Source organism: Streptomyces sp. NPDC058373 (genome assembly GCF_042723275.1).
Classification (GTDB): domain Bacteria; phylum Actinomycetota; class Actinomycetes; order Streptomycetales; family Streptomycetaceae; genus Streptomyces.
Map to the genome: position 1 here is coordinate 45,352 of NZ_JBHXJE010000028.1, position 18,749 is coordinate 64,100.

Annotated in this window: 17 protein-coding genes; 7 read left to right on the forward strand and 10 right to left on the reverse strand. The window is 73.5% G+C overall.

Annotation, left to right across the window (positions count from 1 at the left end; genetic code table 11):
- Positions 1–110 precede the first annotated feature (110 nt).
- Entirely contained in the window at positions 111–1,175 is a 1,065-nt protein-coding gene (locus ACFWMZ_RS17315; RefSeq protein WP_383182219.1) for a phosphotransferase family protein, read from the forward strand.
- Between the two features lie 2 nt (positions 1,176–1,177).
- A complete protein-coding gene (locus ACFWMZ_RS17320) occupies positions 1,178–2,392 on the forward strand; it encodes an acyl-CoA dehydrogenase family protein (RefSeq protein WP_383182221.1) in 1,215 nt (404 codons plus the stop codon).
- Between the two features lie 83 nt (positions 2,393–2,475).
- Here the strand turns inward: ACFWMZ_RS17320 and ACFWMZ_RS17325 are convergent, their stop codons facing one another.
- From ACFWMZ_RS17325 to abc-f, 5 genes are all read right to left on the reverse strand, one after another.
- Positions 2,476–3,090, reverse strand: coding sequence for a TetR/AcrR family transcriptional regulator (locus tag ACFWMZ_RS17325; protein ID WP_383182620.1), 615 nt, complete (start codon positions 3,088–3,090; stop codon positions 2,476–2,478).
- A 33-nt stretch (positions 3,091–3,123) separates the two neighbouring features.
- Complete coding sequence (locus tag ACFWMZ_RS17330) at positions 3,124–4,821, reverse strand: class I adenylate-forming enzyme family protein (RefSeq protein ID WP_383202409.1); 1,698 nt, start codon at positions 4,819–4,821, stop codon at positions 3,124–3,126.
- Positions 4,818–5,591: an SDR family oxidoreductase gene (locus tag ACFWMZ_RS17335; RefSeq protein ID WP_383182624.1), complete on the reverse strand. Its 774-nt coding sequence runs from the start codon at positions 5,589–5,591 to the stop codon at positions 4,818–4,820. Before ACFWMZ_RS17335 ends, ACFWMZ_RS17330 begins: the two co-directional genes overlap by 4 nt.
- Positions 5,592–5,835: 244 nt before the next feature.
- Entirely contained in the window at positions 5,836–6,492 is a 657-nt protein-coding gene (locus ACFWMZ_RS17340; RefSeq protein WP_383182626.1) for a CatB-related O-acetyltransferase, read from the reverse strand.
- A 45-nt stretch (positions 6,493–6,537) separates the two neighbouring features.
- Entirely contained in the window at positions 6,538–8,157 is a 1,620-nt protein-coding gene (abc-f, locus tag ACFWMZ_RS17345) for a ribosomal protection-like ABC-F family protein (protein WP_383182628.1), read from the reverse strand.
- A 167-nt stretch (positions 8,158–8,324) separates the two neighbouring features.
- Here abc-f and ACFWMZ_RS17350 point away from each other — a divergent pair, with 167 nt between their 5' ends.
- Together ACFWMZ_RS17350 and ACFWMZ_RS17355 are read left to right on the forward strand one after the other, a co-directional pair.
- The gene (locus ACFWMZ_RS17350) at positions 8,325–8,966 is read left to right on the forward strand and encodes a TetR/AcrR family transcriptional regulator (protein WP_383182630.1); all 642 of its coding nucleotides are present in this window, start codon (positions 8,325–8,327) and stop codon (positions 8,964–8,966) included.
- A 121-nt stretch (positions 8,967–9,087) separates the two neighbouring features.
- A complete protein-coding gene (locus tag ACFWMZ_RS17355; protein ID WP_383182632.1) occupies positions 9,088–10,347 on the forward strand; it encodes an exo-beta-N-acetylmuramidase NamZ domain-containing protein in 1,260 nt (419 codons plus the stop codon).
- Positions 10,348–10,421: 74 nt separating this feature from the next.
- On the opposite strand, the gene ACFWMZ_RS17360 is transcribed toward ACFWMZ_RS17355, so the two are convergent.
- Positions 10,422–13,256 (reverse strand): penicillin acylase family protein, encoded by a 2,835-nt coding sequence (locus ACFWMZ_RS17360; RefSeq protein ID WP_383202412.1) that lies wholly within the window; start codon positions 13,254–13,256, stop codon positions 10,422–10,424.
- Between the two features lie 295 nt (positions 13,257–13,551).
- Here ACFWMZ_RS17360 and ACFWMZ_RS17365 point away from each other — a divergent pair, with 295 nt between their 5' ends.
- Positions 13,552–14,130 (forward strand): hypothetical protein, encoded by a 579-nt coding sequence (locus ACFWMZ_RS17365; RefSeq protein ID WP_383182636.1) that lies wholly within the window; start codon positions 13,552–13,554, stop codon positions 14,128–14,130.
- A gap of 51 nt (positions 14,131–14,181) precedes the next feature.
- Here ACFWMZ_RS17365 and ACFWMZ_RS17370 read toward each other — a convergent pair whose 3' ends face one another.
- From ACFWMZ_RS17370 to soxR, 3 genes are all read right to left on the reverse strand, one after another.
- Positions 14,182–14,685: a hypothetical protein gene (locus ACFWMZ_RS17370; protein ID WP_383182638.1), complete on the reverse strand. Its 504-nt coding sequence runs from the start codon at positions 14,683–14,685 to the stop codon at positions 14,182–14,184.
- A gap of 184 nt (positions 14,686–14,869) precedes the next feature.
- Positions 14,870–15,835 carry a serine hydrolase domain-containing protein gene (locus ACFWMZ_RS17375; RefSeq protein WP_383202414.1) on the reverse strand — a complete coding sequence of 322 codons (966 nt, stop codon included), beginning with the start codon at positions 15,833–15,835 and terminating at the stop codon, positions 14,870–14,872.
- A gap of 76 nt (positions 15,836–15,911) precedes the next feature.
- Positions 15,912–16,388 carry a redox-sensitive transcriptional activator SoxR gene (gene soxR, locus ACFWMZ_RS17380; protein WP_383202417.1) on the reverse strand — a complete coding sequence of 159 codons (477 nt, stop codon included), beginning with the start codon at positions 16,386–16,388 and terminating at the stop codon, positions 15,912–15,914.
- A gap of 155 nt (positions 16,389–16,543) precedes the next feature.
- Here soxR and ACFWMZ_RS17385 point away from each other — a divergent pair, with 155 nt between their 5' ends.
- Positions 16,544–17,005, forward strand: coding sequence for a MaoC family dehydratase (locus tag ACFWMZ_RS17385; RefSeq protein ID WP_383182644.1), 462 nt, complete (start codon positions 16,544–16,546; stop codon positions 17,003–17,005).
- Between the two features lie 72 nt (positions 17,006–17,077).
- On the opposite strand, the gene ACFWMZ_RS17390 is transcribed toward ACFWMZ_RS17385, so the two are convergent.
- Positions 17,078–17,761: a TetR/AcrR family transcriptional regulator gene (locus ACFWMZ_RS17390; protein WP_383202420.1), complete on the reverse strand. Its 684-nt coding sequence runs from the start codon at positions 17,759–17,761 to the stop codon at positions 17,078–17,080.
- Positions 17,762–18,057: 296 nt separating this feature from the next.
- Here ACFWMZ_RS17390 and ACFWMZ_RS17395 point away from each other — a divergent pair, with 296 nt between their 5' ends.
- Positions 18,058–18,726 (forward strand): PepSY domain-containing protein, encoded by a 669-nt coding sequence (locus ACFWMZ_RS17395; protein ID WP_383202423.1) that lies wholly within the window; start codon positions 18,058–18,060, stop codon positions 18,724–18,726.
- Positions 18,727–18,749 lie beyond the last annotated feature (23 nt).

An 18,749-nucleotide genomic window follows, 5' to 3' on the forward strand; every position in this document is an offset into this window, starting at 1 on the left:
GGGGCGCGCGGGGAGGCGGTCCCGATCACGTCGGTCTCCGCCTCTGGACGGCATACCGACTGGTCGGCATCATGAGGGGCGACCCTGCCGTACCGCACCACCAGGAGCCCATGATGAGCGCAGACCGACCGGACACCCCCGCACCGCAGGCGGGCGAGGCCGTCTCCCCGCGCGGCCTGGACCTGCTCCGGCTGCGCGCGCGCCTGGACGCGGAGCGGCCCGGGCTGGTCGCCGGGCCGCTCACCGGCAGACTCATCGAGGGCGGCCGCTCCAACCTCACCTACGCGGTCACCGACGGCACCTCGCGCTGGGTGGTGCGCCGCCCGCCGCTCGGCCACGTACTGGCCACCGCTCACGACATGACGCGCGAGCACCGGGTCATCAGCGCCCTGCGCGACACCCCGGTCCCGGTCCCGGAGACCGTCCTGCTCTGCGAGGACACCGAGGTGCTGGGGGCGCCCTTCTACGTCATGGAGTTCGTCGAGGGCACCCCGTACCGCACGTCGGATGAGCTGGCCGTGCTCGGCGAGGAACGGACCCGGAACGCGGTCCTCGGCCTGGTCGACACCCTGGTCGACCTGCACGCCGTCGACCCGGAGGCGGTCGGCCTCGCCGACTTCGGGCGGCCCGAGGGGTTCCTCGGCCGGCAGCTGCGCCGCTGGGGCAAACAGCTCGACGCCTCCCGCAACCGCGACCTGCCCGGCATCGACGAGCTGCACGCCGCGTTGGGCGAGGCGCTGCCCGCCTCGGGCCCGGCCACCGTGGTCCACGGCGACTACCGGCTCGACAACGCCCTGATCGGCCCCGACGACCGCATCAGGGCCGTCCTCGACTGGGAGATGTCCACCCTCGGCGACCCGCTCACCGACCTGGGCCTGCTGGTCATGTACAGCACCTCACTCCAACTGCCGGGCTCCCCCATCAGCACCACCGCCGGGGCGCCGGGCCACCCCTCCCCCGACGAACTGGTCCAGCGGTACGCCGAGCGGTCCGGCCGGGACACCTCGGCGGTCGCCTGGTACACCGCCTTCGCCTGGTTCAAGCTCGCCGTGATTCTCGAAGGCATCCACTACCGCTACACGCTCGGCCAGACGGTCGGCGCGGGCTTCGACCGCATCGGGGAGCTCGTCCCCGTCTTCATCGAGCACGGTCTCACCACCCTCCAGGAAGGCTGACCATGGACTTCGCGTACGACGCGCGCACCGAGGAACTCCGCACCCGGCTGCTCTCCTTCATGGACGAGCACGTCCACCCGGCCGAGGCCGTCGTCGAGGAGCAGCGGGCCGCGCTCGCCTCCCCGTGGGACGAGCCGCCGGTCGTCGCCGAGTTGAAGGCGGAGGCGAAGCGGCAGGGACTGTGGAACCTCTTCCTCCCGGACCGGCGGTACGGCGCCGGGCTCACCAACCTGCAGTACGCGCCGCTCGCCGAGATCACCGGCCGCAGCCCGCAGCTGGCCCCGACCGCGCTGAACTGCGCGGCGCCGGACACCGGCAACATGGAGCTGCTGGCCGAGTTCGCCGACGAGGCGCAGCGCAAGGAGTGGCTGGAGCCGCTGCTCGCGGGGGAGATCCGCTCGGCCTTCGCCATGACGGAGCCGGAGGTCGCCTCCTCGGACGCCACCAACATCACCACCCGGATCGAGCGGGACGGCGACGCGTACGTGGTCACCGGCCGCAAGTGGTACATCTCCGGGGCGATGAACCCCGACTGCAAGATCTTCATCGTGATGGGCAAGACCGACCCGGACGGCGCCGACATCCGCCGCCAGCAGTCGATGATCCTGGTCCCGCGCGACACCCCCGGCGTCACGGTGAAGCGGGCGATGCGGGTCTACGGCTACGAGGACCACTACCACGGCGGCCACGCCGAGGTCGTCTTCGACCAGGTCCGGGTCCCGGCGGCCAACCTGGTCGGCGAGGAGGGCGGCGGCTTCGCCATCGCGCAGGCCCGGCTCGGTCCCGGCCGCATCCACCACTGCATGCGGCTGATCGGCATGGCCGAGCGGGCGATCGAGCTGATGTGCCGCCGGGCGGTGGCGCGGGAGGCGTTCGGCAAGCCGCTGGCGGCACAGGGCGTGGTGCACAACTGGATCGCCGACGCCCGGGTGACGGTGGAGCAGTTGCGGCTGCTGGTGCTGAAGACGGCCTGGCTGATGGACACCGTCGGCAACCGGGGCGCGCACACCGAGATCCAGGCGATCAAGATCGCGACGCCGCGCGCGGTGGTGGACATCATCGACCGGGCGGTGCAGCTGCACGGCGCGGGCGGGGTCAGTCAGGACTTCCCGCTGGCCGAACTGTGGGCGGCGGCCCGCACCCTGCGGCTGGCCGACGGCCCCGACGAGGTGCACCAGCGCTCGCTGGCCCGCCGGGAGCTGAAGAAGTACCGCTGAGCGAGGAGCGGTCCCGGCTGCGACGGAGGCCCCCGCCCGGTCAGGGCGGGGGCCTCCGTCGCGGCCGTACGCGGGTCCCGGGGTCAGGTGCCCGGGTGGGTGAGGGCGCGCAGGAGCAGGTCGGCGAGGTGGGTGGCGACCTGCTGCGGGGTGAGCGGTCCGTCGGGGCGGTACCAGGTGGAGAGGTGGTGGACGGAGCCGAAGTGGTAGTCGACCACCAGGTCGGCGGGGATGTCGCTGGTGAAGACGCCGGTCCGCTGGCCCTCCTCTACCAGGGCCCGGAACCGCTCGTGGTAACGCCGCCGCTCGGCCCGGACCTGCTTGTTCTTCTCGGGGCTGAGCTGGTGCATGGAGCGGAAGAAGATGGACGCGTCGTCCAGGTTCTCGATGGTGGTGACCACCACGTCGGCGGCGGCCGCGCGCAGCCGCTCCTCGACGGGGTCCTGGGAGTTCGCGTACATGTCGAGGCGTTCCTGCTGGAGTCTCAGCAGCCGCGAGTAGACCTCCTGGAGGAGGTCCTCCTTGGAGCCGAAGTAGTGGTACAGGGCGCCCTTGGTGACGCCGGCCGCCTCGACGATCTCCTGGACGGAGGTCCGGTCGTACCCCTGGTCGGCGAAGAGGCGGGTGGCGGCGGCCAGCAGCCGCCGGGGTACGGGCGTGCCGTCGCCCTCCGGGTTTCCGGGCGTGTTCTGGGGCACTCCGCCGCCACCTTCCTCTCTCCTGGTCACGCCTTACGCGTGGCCCTTCGTCTCGGTACCGCCAAAACCGGCGTCGCTGGGTGAACGCAGTTCCCGCCGGAGGATCTTCCCACTGGAGGTCTTCGGCAGCTCGGGCAGGACCCGGACCTCGCGCGGGTACTTGTACGCGGCGAGCCGTTCCTTGCAGTGGGCGACCAGGTCGGCGGGGTCGGCGTCGGCGCGCAGGCTGACGTAGGCGCGGACGGTCTCGCCGCGGTAGGGGTCGGGGACGCCGACGACGGCGGCCTCGCGGACGGCCGGGTGGGTGTAGAGGACGTCCTCGACCTCGCGGGGCCAGACCTTGAAGCCGGAGGCGTTGATCATGTCCTTCTTGCGGTCCACGACGTAGAGCCAGCCCTCGTGGTCCATGAAGCCGATGTCGCCGGTGCGCAGCTCGCCGTCGGGGAAGGTCTCGGCGGTCGCCTCGGGGCGGCGCCAGTAGCCGGGGACCACCTGGGGGCCGCGCACCGCGATCTCGCCCTGCTCGCCGAAGGGCACCTCGTCGCCCTCGTGGTCGAGGATGCGCACCACCGAGTCGGGGCCGGGCACGCCGACGGCGAGGGTGCCGGAGACCGGGTCGACGGGGGCCTCGCGGCCGGTGGGGACCGAGGCGCAGGGGGCGGTGCACTCGGTGAGGCCGTAGCCGTTGTGGAGGTACGGGCCGAATCCGGCGCGGAACTTCTCGACCAGGGCGGGCGGCAGCGGGGCGCCGCCCGAGGAGATGAGGACGAAGGAGGAGAAGTGGGCGGGGGTGGCGGCGGGATGGGCGGCCAGCGCCATGAAGGCGGTGGCCGGGCCGACGGTGTAGGCGGGCCGGTGCTCGGCGAAGGCGTCGAGGACGGCGCCGGGCTCGAAGCGGTAGGCGAGGGCGAGGGTGCCGCCGTTGAGGACGCAGGCGGCGAACTGGGCCACCATTCCGGTGATGTGGAAGAGCGGGGCGAGGGCGAAGTAGGTGGAGCCCTCGGGGATGCCGGAGCCGGTGCGCTGGCGTTCGGCGTTGTAGGTGATGTTGCCGTGGGTGTTGGTGGCGCCCTTGGGGGCGCCGCTGGTCCCTGAGGTGTAGCTGATGAGGGCGATGTCGGCGGCGGCGCGCTCGCGCCCCTCGGGGGCGCGGTGCCCGGCGCGGGCGACGGCGAGCAGGTCCTCGGTGTCGGCGGGCGCCGGTATCGGCTCGAAGGTGAGGACCCGGCTGTCGTCGCGGCTCTGGAGCTGCCGCTCGTCCGCGGTGAGGACCAGGCGTACGGAGGTCCCGGCGGCGGTCTCCCGCAGGTACGCCTCCCAGGCGCGGTCGGCGCAGACCAGGCCGCTCACCTCGGCGTCGGCGAGGACGTGGGCGACCTCACCGGTCTTGTACATCGGGTTGACCGGGACGACGACGCCGCCGGCCTTCCAGACGCCGAGGACGGCGAGGACGAAGTGCGGGCTGTTCTGGAGCATCACCGCGACCCGGTCGCCGGCGCTGATGCCGTGGGCGGCGAGGTGCCCCGCGACGGAGTCGCTGAGCAGGTCGGCCTCGCGGAAGTCGACGCGCCCGTCGAAGTAGGCGAGGGCGGTGCGTCCGGGGTGGCGGGCGGCGCCGGCGCGGAAGGCGTGGACGACGGTGGGCGGCGGGGTGAGTGGCGCCTTCTGGATGTCGTCGAGGAGTGCGAGCCACGGCTTGGTGTCGTAGCCGTGGCGGGGAGCGGTCGTCATCGGCCTGCTCCTTCCCAGGTCTGCTGAAGGTGGTTCATGGAGCCGAGCCAGCGCTCGGGGTCCTTGGCGCGGGCCGCGTGGTACCCGGCGACCTCGGGGTGCGGAAGGATGAGGAAGCGGTCCTCGGCGATGCCCGCGAGGAGGGCGTCGGCGACGTCCTCGGGGTCGATGGCCGTGGGGGCGAGGACCAGGTCGCCGGCGGAGCCGGCGGCGGTGAGCATGTCGGTGCGCACACCCTGCGGGCAGACGGCGTGGACCTTGAGACCGCGGTGGCGGTAGGTCAGGGAGAGCCATTCGGCGAAGGCGTACGCGCCGTGCTTGGAGACGCTGTAGGGGGCGGCGCCGATCATGGTGAGCAGCCCGGCGGCGGAGACGGTGGAGACGAAGCGGCCGTGGCCGCGCTCCAGCCAGCCCGGCAGCAGGGCGCGGGCGGCGCGGACGTGGGCCATGACGTTGACGTCCCAGGCCGCGGCCCAGACCTCCTCGTCGGCGTCCTCGGCGCCGGGCGAGGTGAGGCCGGCGTTGGCGCACCAGGTGTCGACGGTGCCGCCGAGGGCGTCGCGGGCCGCCTCGACCACCGTGGAGGCGTCGCCCCAGACCGGGATCGCGCCGATCTCCTCGGCCGCCTTTCTGGTCCGGGCCTCGTCGAGGTCGTTGACGACGACGCGGGCGCCCTCGCGGACGAAGCGCTCGGCGAGGGCGGCGCCGATGCCTCCGGCGGCTCCGGTGACGACGACGCCCGTTCCCTGCACGGCGGTGTGGGTGTCCACTGGGGCTCCCTTTCGGCGAGGTTGCCGCGAATTGCCTGCGGCTGCTTGGGCAGACTAACCAGTCGGTATGTGGTTGTGAAGCCCTGTCCGGGCTTTCGGACTCGACCGGTTCGGTCACTGATGGCCTCAAGCGCCGGCCGGGCTGGATTCGGCTCAGGTCGAGTGTTGGCCTCAAGCGCCGGCCGGGCTGGATTCGGCTCAGGTCGAGTGTTGGTCTCAAGCGCCGCCGGGGTGGATATTGGGCTCAGGACAGGTCTTGGCGGGGCGGGGCCGCTTGTTCCAGGGCGTCGATGGGGCCGGACATGAGGGTGCGGAGGTGGGTGGTGAGGTGGTCGAGGGGCCAGTCCCACCAGGAGAGGGTCAGGAGGCGGTCGATGTCCTTGTCGGTGTAGCGGTGGCGGATGACGCGGGCGGGGTTGCCGCCCGCGATGGCGTAGTCGGGGACGTCGTCGGTGACCACGGAGCCGGAGGCGATGATCGCTCCGTGGCCGATGCGGACGCCGGGCATGATCGTCGCGCCGTAGCCGATCCAGACGTCGTGGCCGATGACGGTGTCGTTGCGGACGGGCAGGTCGGTGATGAGGTCCATGTGGTCGGTCCAGGAACCGCCCATGATCGGGAACGGGAAGGTCGAGGGGCCGTCCATGCGGTGGTTGGCGCCGTTCATGAGGAAGCGCACGCCCTCGCCGAGAGCGCAGAACTTCCCGATGACCAGCTTCTCCGGGCCGTAGTGGTAGAGGACGTTGCGGGTCTCGAAGGCGGTCGGGTCGTCGGGGTCGTCGTAGTAGGAGAACTCGCCGACCTCGATCAGCGGGGAGGTGACGAGCGGCTTCAGCAGCACCACGCGCGGCTGCTCGGGCATCGGGTGCAGCACGGTCGGGTCGGCGGGGGCAGGGGGCATGAGGACGTGGTTCCTTCCTGAGGTGTGGTGGGCCGAGTCGAGGGCTCAGGTCTCGGCCGGGGTCGTCGCGGGGGCGCGCAAGGCCAGCTGGTCGCCGCGCCAGCGGCGGCGCAGGCGGCGGTCGTGGCTGACGACGACGAGGGCTCCCTCGTAACCGTCCAGCGCGGCCTCCACCTCCTCGACCAGGGCGGGCGAGAGGTGGTTGGTGGGTTCGTCCAGGAGCAGCACGTCCCAGGCCTCGCCGAGCAGCCGGGCCAGGGCGAGGCGGCGGCGCTGTCCGGTGGAGAGGCGGCCGACCGGGACCGTGAGCTGCTCGGGGCGGAACAGGCCGAGGGACAGCAGGTGTTCGGCGTGGGCTTCGGCCTCCCCCGCCCGGCCCCGGGCGAAGGCGGCCAGCACGGTCTCGTCCGGCCTGCCCGGGCGCGACTCCTGGGGCAGGTGGCCGATCCGGCCGCGCCGCGTGACGCGCCCGCCGCCGGACGCCGGCTTCCCGGCCAGGACCTGGAGCAAGGTGCTCTTGCCCGCCCCGTTCGGTCCGGTGACCAGCAGCCGTTCACCCGCCGCGACGGTGAGACTCGTGCGGTCGAGTCTGCCGGGGACCGCCACGTCGGCGGCGTCGAGTACGGCGCCCTCCGGGCGGCGGGTCGGCAGGACCGGGGTGAAGCGCAGCGGTTCCGGCGGGGACGGGACCGGGTCGGCGAGCAGGCGGCGCAGCCGTTCCTCGGCGTTGCGCACCCGGCTGGCCAGCGACTGCTGGACGCGGCCGCCGGCCCGGTCGTAGGCCATCTTGTTGCCGTCCTTCATCGCCCGGCCGGGGGCGACCTGGCGAGCGGTGGTCGCGGCGGCCTCGCGGAGCCGGTCGGCCTCGGTGCGCCACTGCTCGTGCGCCTGGGCCCAGCGGCGCCGGGCGGCGGCCTTCTCGGCGAGGTACCCGGCGTAGCCGTCGCCGTACCGGACGACGCCGTGCCGGTCGGCGTCCACCTCCAGCAGGCTGGTGGTGACGCGTTCGAGGAAGTCGCGGTCGTGGGAGACCGCCACGGTGGTGCCGCGCCGGGTGCGCAGGTGCTCCTCCAGCCAGTGCAGGGCGGACGCGTCGAGGTGGTTGGTCGGCTCGTCCAGCAGCAGGACCTCCGGTGCGGCTGCCAGCAGCGCGGCCAGCCGCAGCCGGACCTGCTCCCCGCCGGAGAGCGTGCCCGCGGCGCGGTCGCGCCCCACCAGACCGAGGCCGAGGCCGTGCAGGGCGCGCTCCACCCGGGCGTCGGCGTCGTAGCCGCCGCGCAGTTCGAAGAAGGTCAGCAGGTCGCCGTACTCGGCCAGGCCGGACTCGTCGCCCTCGGCCATCGCGGCCTCCAGGTGGCGCAGGCGGCGCTCGACGGCGCGCAGCTCGCCGAGGCCGCGGTCGACGACCTGCTGGACGGTCAGGTGCGGGGGCAGCCGCTCCTCCTGGGCGAGGTGGCCGACGCCGCCCGCCGCCTGGACGACGATCTCGCCCTGGTCGGGCTGGTCCGCCCCGGCGAAGAGGCGGAGCAGGGTGGTCTTGCCGGAGCCGTTCTCCCCGACGATCCCGGTGCGCTCACCCGCGGCGAGCGAGCAGGTGACCGAGTCGAGGACGGTGCGGCCGTTGTACGACACGCTGACGGCGCGAGCGGCGATCTGCGCAGGCATGGGCAAACTCCGAAGCATTCGGGGACGGGGCGGCCTCGCGGGGCCGGACAGCCGGGGGAACGCTTCGAAGGATCATCGACCACTCCACTAGTGCGACAACTGATGCATTAGGATGCTGCCACACCGAAGACCCCCCGGCAACAGAATTCGAGCGACAGGAGGCGGCGATGGCCCCCACGGCGCCCGGGCCCGAAGCCCCCGCGCCGCCCCGCCCGCGCCCCGGCGGCCGGACCGCCCGTACGCGGCGCGCGGTGCTCGACGCGGTCCTCGCGGAGCTGGGCGAGCGCGGGTACGACGGGCTCACGGTCGAGTCCGTCGCGGCCCGCGCGGGCGTGCACCGCACCACGGTCTACCGGCGCTGGGGGGACGTCGGCGGCCTGCTCGCCGACGTGCTCGACGCGGCGGGCGACGACGACTGGGGGCCGCCGGACACGGGCTCACTGGAGGACGACCTGACGGGGCTGAACGAGGAGATCCACGACGCCCTGACCGCACGGCCGCCGGTCGTCCCGGCCCTGATCGCCGCCTCGTTCCGCTCCGGGCAGGCCGCCGACGCGCAGCGGCGGCTCTGGGAGGACCGGTACGCGCGCTGCGAGGTGGTCGTCGACCGGGCCGTGCGGCGCGGCGAACTCCCGCCGGAGACCGCCGCACGCCCGCTGCTCATCGCGGCCACCGCGCCGCTCTACCACCAGCTCACGCTCCTCGGCACGCCGCCCGACCCGGACCTGCCCCGGCGCGCCGCCAGGACGGCCGCCCTCGCCGCGGCCGCGGGCGTCTTCGCCGATCCCCCGCCGGCGGGCGGCGCCTGAGGGCGGCCGGGCCCCCGGGCGATGCGGAATGCGATCGTCCGGCGCGGGTTCGTTCCCTGGCGGCGCCGGGCGCGTTAGCGTGCGTGCACATGACAGCCGTCGGTACCACGGAGGTCCGCGCATGACCCTGACCAGACGCAGTCTGCTCGCCGCCACCACAGCCGCCGGGGCCCTGACGGCCACCGCCGCGGCCCCCGCCCTGGCCCAGGGCGGCCCACCGGGCCGGGGCGGGCGCGGCCTGCGGACCGGCTTCGAGCAACTGGCGGCCGGCGGGTACCGGGTGCTGGCAGGCCAGAAGGTCGGGGTGGTCACCAACCCGACGGGCGTCACCCGCGACGTGCGGCACATCGTCGACGTGATGCACGCCGACCGCCGCGTCGACCTGCGCGCCGTCTTCGGTCCTGAGCACGGCTTCCGCGGCACCGCGCAGGCCGGGGGCTCCGAGGGCCGCTACGACGACCCGGCGACCGGGCTGCCGGTCTACGACACCTACCTCACCTCGGGGCAGAAGCTGGCCGACATCTTCACCGAGTCGGGCGTGGACACCGTCGTCTTCGACATCCAGGACGCCGGCGCCCGCTTCTACACCTACATCTGGACGCTCTACGACTGCATGGAGGCGGCCGCGCTCGCGGGCAAGCGGTTCGTGGTGCTGGACCGGCCCAATCCGCTGACCGGGCGCGAGGCGCTCGGCCCGGTGCTGCACAAGGAGTTCGCCACCTTCGTCGGGCGCGAGCCGATCTCCCAGGCGCACGGGATGACCGTGGCCGAGCTGGCGGGGCTGTTCAACGGGGAGTTCCTCACCCGCCCCGTCGAACTGGAGACCGTCCGCATGACCGGATGGCGCCGGGACGACTTCTACGACGCCTCGGGGCTGCCCTGGGTGCCGCCCAGCCCCAACATGCCGACCCCCGAGACCGCCGTGGTCTACGCGGGCACCTGCCTCTTCGAGGGCACCAACCTCTCCGAGGGGCGGGGCACCACCCGCCCGTTCGAGCTGCTCGGCGCCGAGGGCATCGACCACACCTGGGCGGCCGCCGCCAACGCGCTGCGGCTGGAGGGGGTGCACTTCCGCGAGGCGTACTTCGCCCCGGTCTTCTCCAAGTTCGAGGGGGTGACCGTCGGCGGGGTGCAGGTGCACGTCCACGACCGGGCCGCCTTCGACCCGGTCCGCACCGGGATCGGGCTGCTGGTGACGGCGCGGCAGGTCTGGCCGGGCTTCGCCTGGCGCGAGGACCAGTGGATCGACAAGCTCACCGGCTCCGCCCGGGTCCGCACCATGATCGACGCGGGGGCCACCACGGACGAGGTGGTGGCGGGCTGGCGGTCCGAGCTGGCGGAGTTCCGGCGGACCCGGCGGACGTACCTGCTGTACCGCTGACCCGCACGGGCTCGCGGGAGACGGCGGCGCCCCCGGCGCGCGAGGTGCCGGAGGCGCCGTCCTGGCGTACCGGGTCAGCGGTGGCTCGGGAACTCCACCACCTGCTGGTAGGTCGGCCGGTTCTGCCACTGGATGTTCTCGTGGGTCAGGCCGCCCACGGCGCGCTGCACGATGCTGTCGGCGCACCACTGGTCGCCCGCGGCGCAGGTGTCGTCGCCGGGGTAGACCTCCTCGGCCGGGGTCGCGGCGGCCTCGGCGAGAGTGGTCAGCAGGACCTTGCGGCAGGCGTCCCGGTCGCCGTCGCCGCAGTAGGCGACGCCGGGGCCGCCCTCGACCGGCTCGCCGAGGACCCGGCGCAGATCCTTGTCGACATAGCCCCACCAGCCGTTCTGGAAGGCCGACCCGGCGTGCGAACCGGTCGGCCCGTGCCCGGCGGACGGCGCCTCGTCCACGGTGAGTTGACCGGTCAGGGCGGTGTACAGCTCGCCCCCGAGGCCGGGTTCGAAGGAGGCCCGCACCAGTTCGGGCCACCAGGCGTCCATGATGCGCACGGCGTCCGCGTGGGCGTACGCCTTCGACCCGGCGGAACTCTGGTTGCGCTGCGCCCCCGCGGCCTGCCAGGCCCGCAGTTGCTGGACGGCCTTGACGGTCTCGGGGCTGTCGCCGCCGCCGAGGATCTTCAGCAGCCCGGGCAGCACCTGCTCGCCGCGCAGGTCGGTGACGCCCGCCTCGGCCATGGCTCGGGTGAGCGAGGCGCGGGTGACCGAACCGGCCTCGACCAGCTTCTTCACCCGCCCGTCGAGCAGGTCGCCGCGGTGCACGGCACCGTGGCTGAAGTTGGCGGCGGAGTACCCCTTGGCCTGCTTGTTGTTCCAGGAGACGTAGTAGTCCTGGTTGACGGACCGGGGGTGTTCGGCGGGCGGGGTCTGGTCGGAGGTGTGGGTGGCCGGGTCGTAGCCGCGCCACTCGTACTCCGGCTCGCCGCGCACCGGAAGGGCCGGGTCGACGCCCTCGGCGCGGACCGGGTTGCCGCCGCTGTTGTAGTACGCGGTGTCGCGCGAGTCGGCGTAGAACCAGTTGAAGGCGTAGTTGATGTGCTGGGCGGCCTCCTGGAAGGAGGCGGCGTCGGTGACGTGTCCGGGGTCGTTGAGCATCTGGAAGCCGATGATGGAGTCGGCCTCGTGCCCGTAGGTGGAGCGGAGCTGGGTGTAGGCGACGGGGGTGCCGTCGACGGTGGCGCGGTGGGTGACGATGCCGAGCTTGGTCCGGTACACCTGGAGGCGGTAGGAGCCCTTGGCGGTGGAGTCGGCGAGGCTGGGCTTCCAGGCGTTGGTCTTCTCCAGCTTCTCCATGGGCAGGCACTCGCCCCGGAAGCGGTAGTGCACGGCGTCCTTGCCGGGGACCGAGCCGTCCGGGGAGCAGAGCTCGACGGCGTAGGTGTCGGTGATGTCCTGGCCCGCCGAGGTGGCGCTCCAGGAGTAGTCCTGGCCGCGGCCGAGCTGGACGTACATGCCCACTCCGGCGAAGGAGACGCCGCGGGCGCTGATGCCGGGGCCCTGGAGCTCCTGCATCATCAGCAGCTGCGGCGCGAAGTAGCCGGTCTGCGGGCCGAAGACGGCGACCGGGTGGCCGGAGGCGGTGTGCTCGCCGGAGACCACGAGGGCGTTGGACATGCCCTTGTCGGTGGAGAAGAGGTCGGCGGGGAGCACGCCGCCGTCGTACATGCCCTGGAGGGGTTTCAGTTCGGCGGGCGCCTTCACCGGGTCCTTGGCGGGCTTCTTCTGCGCGGCCGAGCCGGTGCGGTCGCGCACGACCTGCTCCCGGGTGACCGAGCCCGGGTCGGGGAGGGCCTGGCCGCGCGCCTTCCCGGGCTTGCCCGCGTACGGGAAGGCGGTGCCGTCGGTGATGGTCAGCACCGTCTCGGGGTCCTCGCGGCCGCGGAACCCCTCCCACACCTCGGTGCCCTTCTTCAGGCCGTACTTCTCCTGGGCGGCGAGGAGGGAGAGGGCGGCCTCGACCTCTCCGCCGCCGCCGTTGCCGAAGAGGCCTCCGACCACCGAGGCCAGCGCGATCAGGTCGGTCAGCTCGAACGGCTCGATCTCGCCGATGTTGGTGATCGCGCCGATCTTGCCGGTGAGCACGTACTCGCCGGGGAAGGTGCGGCTCTTCTTCGCCTTGACGCGGTAGGCGTTGAGCCCGTCGATGTAGGCCTGGGCGTCGGCCATGGCCTGCCGCCCGCGCTCGCCGCCGTGGTCGCGGATGTAGGCGACCTGCGCCTCAAGGTCCTCCTCGGTGTACGGGGCCTCGGGCCAGAACTGCTGCTCCAGGCCCTGGTTGGCCTCGGCGCCGCCCGCGAACGGGGTCAGCTCGCCGCGTCCCACGTGCCGGAAGAGGTCGATGAGCCAGAGCCGGTCCTGCCCGGCCGCGTACCCGGCGCCGAACTCGGTGCCGTAGCGGGTGGTGCCCTGGATGTGCGGGACGCCGGTCTTCTTGTCGCGGGTGATCGTCACGTCGTCGCGGGGGCGGGTGACGGAGGCGACCTGGTCCTCGGGGACGCCGAAGGAGGCGTCGTGGAAGAAGTCGGAGAGCTTTTCGTCGGTGAGCGAGTCGTACCCGGAGGCCAGCGCGTCGTACGGCGCGAGCTGGTCGGCGGCGTGCCGGGGCTGGATGCCGAGCGCCCGGTTGGCGAGGATCTCGGCGAGCGTGGCGCTGCCGTTGTTGCCCGGCGGCAGGATGTCCTGGCAGTTCTCGCCGCAGTGGTCGGCGGCCGGCGGCGGGTCGGCCGCCGCTGCCGGTGGGAGCGGGGAGAGCAGTCCCGCGGTGAGGGCGAGCGCGGCGGTGGCCGTGAAGGCCCCCGCCCGGCCGGCCAGTGAGGTGCGTGGGGCGTATCTGGGGGTGCGCCGTCGCATACCTGGTCCTCCCGACGATGGTGAGCCGGAGGTTACCGCCGGTATGCCGCGGGCTGAAGGTGAACATGCGTCACATTCGCCGAATCCCCACACGCCGGGGATGTCTCGGAACGGACCCTGGGACCCTAGGAAGGCGGAACGAAGGAAGTCGGGACGAATGGAGCCGCTTCGACGGCGCATACGTCCCTGTAACGACCTCGCTCCGACCGCGCCCCTCCGCACCCCGTTCGCGGCGGTCCCCGGACGGCGGCGGTCCGGGGTGGAGCCGGCGTTCCGAACACGGAGGTGCACCACCATGGCTGGTTTCCGGAGTCTGGCGAGACAGGCTCGCGACCCGCGCTGCGACCTGGCCCTGCGCCGCTACTCCCTGCGCAAGTGCCTCGAACGATTCGCCCCCTACGGCCACCGCGCCACCTGGGACCACCTGTGCTCCCGGCACGGGTTCGGCCCCGAGGACCGCTCGCCGGACCCCCGCCGGCTGGTGGCCGCCCTCGCCGAACTGGAGGAGGCGCGGGCCCTCTGGCTCGGCCACGAGGCACGCTTCGCCGCCCGGCGCCGCCGCGAGAAGCACGACGGGCTGCGCCGCCCGGCCGGGGTCGACACCTGGCAGCGCCGCACCGGCAGCGGCTACGCCCTCGCCTGGTGCGACAACCCGGGCCTGCACCCCTCCCTCCCCCTCGCCGAGGTGCTGCGCCGCCTCCTCGACGCCCTCGACCGGGAGCCGGGCACCGACTGCCCGGTCTGCGCCACCCCCCACTTCGCCTGGGGCGAGGGACCCGAGCCGCACTGCGTCCACTGCGGGATCAGCGTCCCGCGCGAACTGCTCACCCCCCGGGCGCTGACCCAGGTCGCCACTCCCCTCCTGGCGGCCTGAACCGACCCGGCCCCAGCCGCGCCCCGAGGGCGGCGGGGGCCGCGCCGACGGTCACTCCGGCACGGACACGTCCGGCTGGATGGCCAGTTTGAACTCGGCCAGGGTCAGCGCCGCGGGCACCGGCACGTCACCCGCGGCCCGGGCGGTGACCTTCAGGCCGAGCGGGGTGTCCTTCCGGACGAAGATCTGCCACGTGTACGACCGGAACTGGTTCCCGCCGGTCGGCGCCGAGTCGGTGGTCGCCGTCGAGTCGTACCCGGTGGAAGCGCCGAGCGGGTCCCGCACGAACCGGGCCCGGTACTCCACCGGCCTGCTGTCCGGCGCCCAGAAGACCAGCGCAGAGAGCGTCCCCCACCCGTCGTGGCTCGGCACGATCAGCCCCGACTCCGGGTCGGGATACTTCTTCCCCGGGTCGTGCATGCCCCACGGGTCGTACGACTCCTCACTCTCCTCGTACGGAAAGCGCACCAGGTGGTAACCGTCGCTGTCGTAGACGATTCGCTGGTTCCCTGTCCGGTCGGCTTCCCACTTCAGCGAGCAGATGGCCAGTCCCATACGGCTCTCCCTCCCTCAGGATCGGCACCTCGCCCCTTACGTACCCAGCGGGGCGCCGGACGCCACCGGCACGGGCGGCCTCAGGGGGGTACGCCTCGGGGCGCGCGGTGTGGGGTACGCGCCGTCGGGCCGGCGTGACGTCCGGGCGCTCGGCGGCGGTCCGGCCGCCAGGGTGGCGCCCCTCCTACTCGGCGAGCAGGGCGAACCCCTGGCGGTCGACCGGTGCGGCGGTGGCCGAGAGGATGACGACGCCCGTGCCGGTGCCCCGGTCCAGCCCGAGCCAGGACCGGAAGCCTCCGGTGCCGCCGTTGTGCCAGGTGACGGGCCGCCCCTCGCTCTCGACCGTGTTCCACGCGGCGCCGATGCGGGCGCCCACGCCGAACGGCGCGAGCGGGTCGAGCGCTTCGGTGCCCGGAGCGCTGCCGTCGAGCAGCGCCGCCGTGAAGCGGGCCATGCTGGTGGCGGAGGCCCTGGTACCCCCGGCGGGCCCGATCGCCTCGCCCGTCCAGGGTGCGCGCGGCCGTCCTCGGCGGCTTCGGCCGGTGAGCGCCCCGGGGCGGAGCCGGCCGGTCGCCGCCGGGACGTAGAAGCGGTCGAGTTCCAGCGGGACGGCGAGGCGCCGGTGGACGAGGTCGGCGTAGGTCGTCGTGGCGGCACGGGCGAGGGCGTGGCCGAGCAGTTCGAACCCGAGGTTGGAGTAGCGCGGGCGAGGGCTGCCCACGGGAATACCCCGGGCCTGATCGAGGAGTTGGCCGAGGTCCTCGCCGTACGGGTTGGTGCCGTGCCGCCACAGGGCGACGGTACGCCGCCAGGGCTGGGCGGACGCGGGCAGCCGGGGCAGGCCGGAGCGGTGCGTGCTCAGCGACCGCCGGGTCACCCGCGCCGCGGGGACGTCGCCGAGCGGCAGCAGTGCGCCCAGGGTCGTACCGGGCCCGATCTCGCCCCGCGCGAGCGCGTCGGCGTACAGCAGACCGGTGACGCCCTTGGAGACCGAGCCGACCTCGAAGTCGGCGTCGGGTCCGGCGCCGAGGCCCGCCACCGCCGTGCCGCGAGGCGAGACGACGCCCGCCGCGGCCACCGGGTGGTACGGGCCGAGCAGTTCGCCGAGCCTGGCGGCGAGCCGTTCGTCGCCGTAGGTCGCGGCGGTCATGACCGTCCGCCGGGCTTCTCGCGGGCCGCGCAGCGGGCCCGCACCACCGCGCCCTCCGCCACCGGCAGGCCGCCCCTCAGCAACAGTGCTTCTCCTTCCGGCGCCCCGCCATCAGCCGCGATCCGGTCAGCGAGGCGCCGACGGTGTCGTCCGGGTTGGAGAGGACGCAGGTCTCCAGGGAGAGGCAGCCGCAGCCGATGCAGTCGGTGAGGTGGTCCCGCAGGCGGTGCAACTGGTTGATGCGCTCGTCCAGTTCGGTACGCCACGCCTCCGAGAGGCGGGCCCAGTCCTCGTGGGTCGGGGTGCGCTCCTCGGGCAGTTCGGCGAGGGCCTCGCGGATGGTGGCGAGGGGGATGCCGACCCGCTGGGCGGCGCGGACGAAGGCGACCCTGCGGAGGGTGTCGCGGTGGTATCGGCGCTGGTTGCCCGTGGTGCGGCGGCTGGAGATGAGCCCCTTGGCCTCGTAGAAGTGCAGGGCGGAGACGGCGGCCCCGCTGCGCGCGGAGAGCTGGCCGACGGTGAGCTCGTGGACCTTCTGGGGAATCTGCGGCACTCGCCCGACCTTACGCGGCGGAGGCGGACGGAGGGCCTACGGGCGGGCCCAGGCGGCTCGCGGCCGGGAGGCCGGTGCGGGGATTCATTGACAGCCGGAGGCCGCCGGGACATGCTGAGCAAGCGCTTAGACATGTTGATGAGAGAGGTCGGGACATGGCAGAACCGAGGATCTTCGCATCGGTCGACGAGCTGCGCGCGGCCGTCGGTGAGCAGCTGGGGCACACCGACTGGCTGGAGATCGAGCAGAAGCGGATCGACCAGTTCGCCGAGGCGACCGGCGACCACCAGTGGATTCACGTCGACCCCGAGCAGGCGAAGGAGGGCCCGTTCGGCACCACCATCGCGCACGGGTACCTGACGCTCTCGCTGCTGCCCGTCTTCGGCCCGCAGCTGATCTCCGTCGAGGGCGTACGGATGGGCGTCAACTACGGCGTGAACAAGGTCCGCTTCCCCGCCCCCGTCCCGGTCGGCTCGCGGCTGCGCGCCACCGCGCAGGTCACCGAGGTGGGCGAGGTCACCGGCGGGGTGCAGGTCACCACCGTCTTCACCGTGGAGCGCGAGGGCGGCGACAAGCCGGTCTGCGTCGCCGAGGCGGTCGTCCGCTACTACCTCTGAGCGTCCGCCGCCCCCGCGCGGCCCGGGGCGTACGGCCCGGGGCGTCCCGCACGCCCCGGGCCGTACGGCTGTTCAGGCCGCGCGGGCGCCGACCATGCGCAGGACCAGGTCCGCGTAGAGGGCGCCGATCTCCTCGGGGGTGCGGGTGCCGCCGACCTTGAACCAGCGGGCCACGTCGATGCAGAGGGAGATCACCGCGAGGGTGGTGCCGGGGATGTCGGGGACCTCGAACTCGCCGTCCCGGACGCCGTCGGAGATCATCTCGCGGACCGCCGCGTCGGTGCCCCGGCGCAGTTCGATGATCTCGGCGCGGTGCTCGGGCCCGAGCGCGTCCAGTTCGTACTGGACGACGCGGGCCGTGGTGTGGCGCAGCGCGTGCCAGCCCACGAAGGAGCGGACGGCACGGTCCAGGCGTTCGGCCGCCGTGCCCTCGCTGTCGGCCGCGTCCCGCATGATCTTCAGCGCCCGGTCGTGGCCGATGCGGCTGATGCGGTGGAGCAGCTCTTCCTTGGTCTTGTAGTGGATGTAGAGCGCGGCGGGGCTCATCCCGGCCCGCCCGGCGATGTCCCGGGTGGTCGTCGCGTGGTAGCCGCGCTCGGCGAAGGCGTCGACGGCGGCGACCAGCAGCCTGCGCGCCGCGTCCGGGGTCACCTCCGCCCAGGCCGCGTCGTCCGGCTCACCGGCCCCCGCGCCCTGTCCGCCCTCGTCCGGGGCCACCTCGTCCGGCCCCTGGGGGCTCCGCTCCACCGCGCTCATGCCCAGCCCTTCCCTCCGTACCGGAGCCACACCATACCCCTGCCGCTGAGCAAGCGCTTAGCGTGCCCTCGGCGCCGGCCCGGCGGGCGTCACCACCCTGGCCCACTCCGCTCCCTGGGGGCAACCGCGGTCAACCGCGAGATCCACCCCTCCTTCCTGTCGGTTCGGGCCCGTGCTTCCCCTGAACGGCGGGCGCCCGGGCCTTTCGGCCAGGACAGCCCCACCGTCCTGGGTTCGTATGGGTGAGGGCGGGCCGGCAGGCCCGACCGAACTCGACCAGAACAGGGACGCACGAGATGACCCGTAGCACCCGACCCCGCCCCTCCTCGGCCATGACCGCGCTGGCCGCCGTGGCCACCGGCTCTCTCCTTCTCACCGGCTGCGGCGGCTCGAACTCCGGCGCCGCGCCGGCGAGCAACGCGAGCGCGTCGGCCGTGGCGGGCCAGCCGTCCCCCTCGCCCAGCCTCAGCGACGGCCCGCTGGGCGGCGACGCGCGCGAGCGCAAGGAGATGCTGGACGAGACGAAGGTGTCCCTGGCCGACGCGACCAAGGCGGCCACCGAGAAGAAGCCGCGGACGCGGGTCGTGGAGGTGGAGCTGGACCGGGTCGTCGACAGCAAGCCCCGCTGGGAGTTCACGCTGGCCGAGGAGAACGGCACGGCGCACCGGGTGAACGTCGACGTGGAGTCCGGCGAGGCGACGGAGTCCCGCTCCCGCCCGGACAACGACGACGACGACCGGGCGGACCGGGCGGCGCTGCTGAAGACGACCAAGACCGACGTGACGGACGCGGTGAAAGCGGCCACGGACCGCGTCAAGGGGACGGTGATGCACGCCGAACTGGAGGAGGACGACGGCTCGCCGGTGTGGGAGGTGAGCGTCGCCGCCGACGGTACGTTCCGCGAGACGACGCTCGACGTGGCGGGCACCGACGCCAGGATCCTGCGCGAGGAGACCGAGGACTGAGCCGGGCCTGAGAGGGGCGGGCC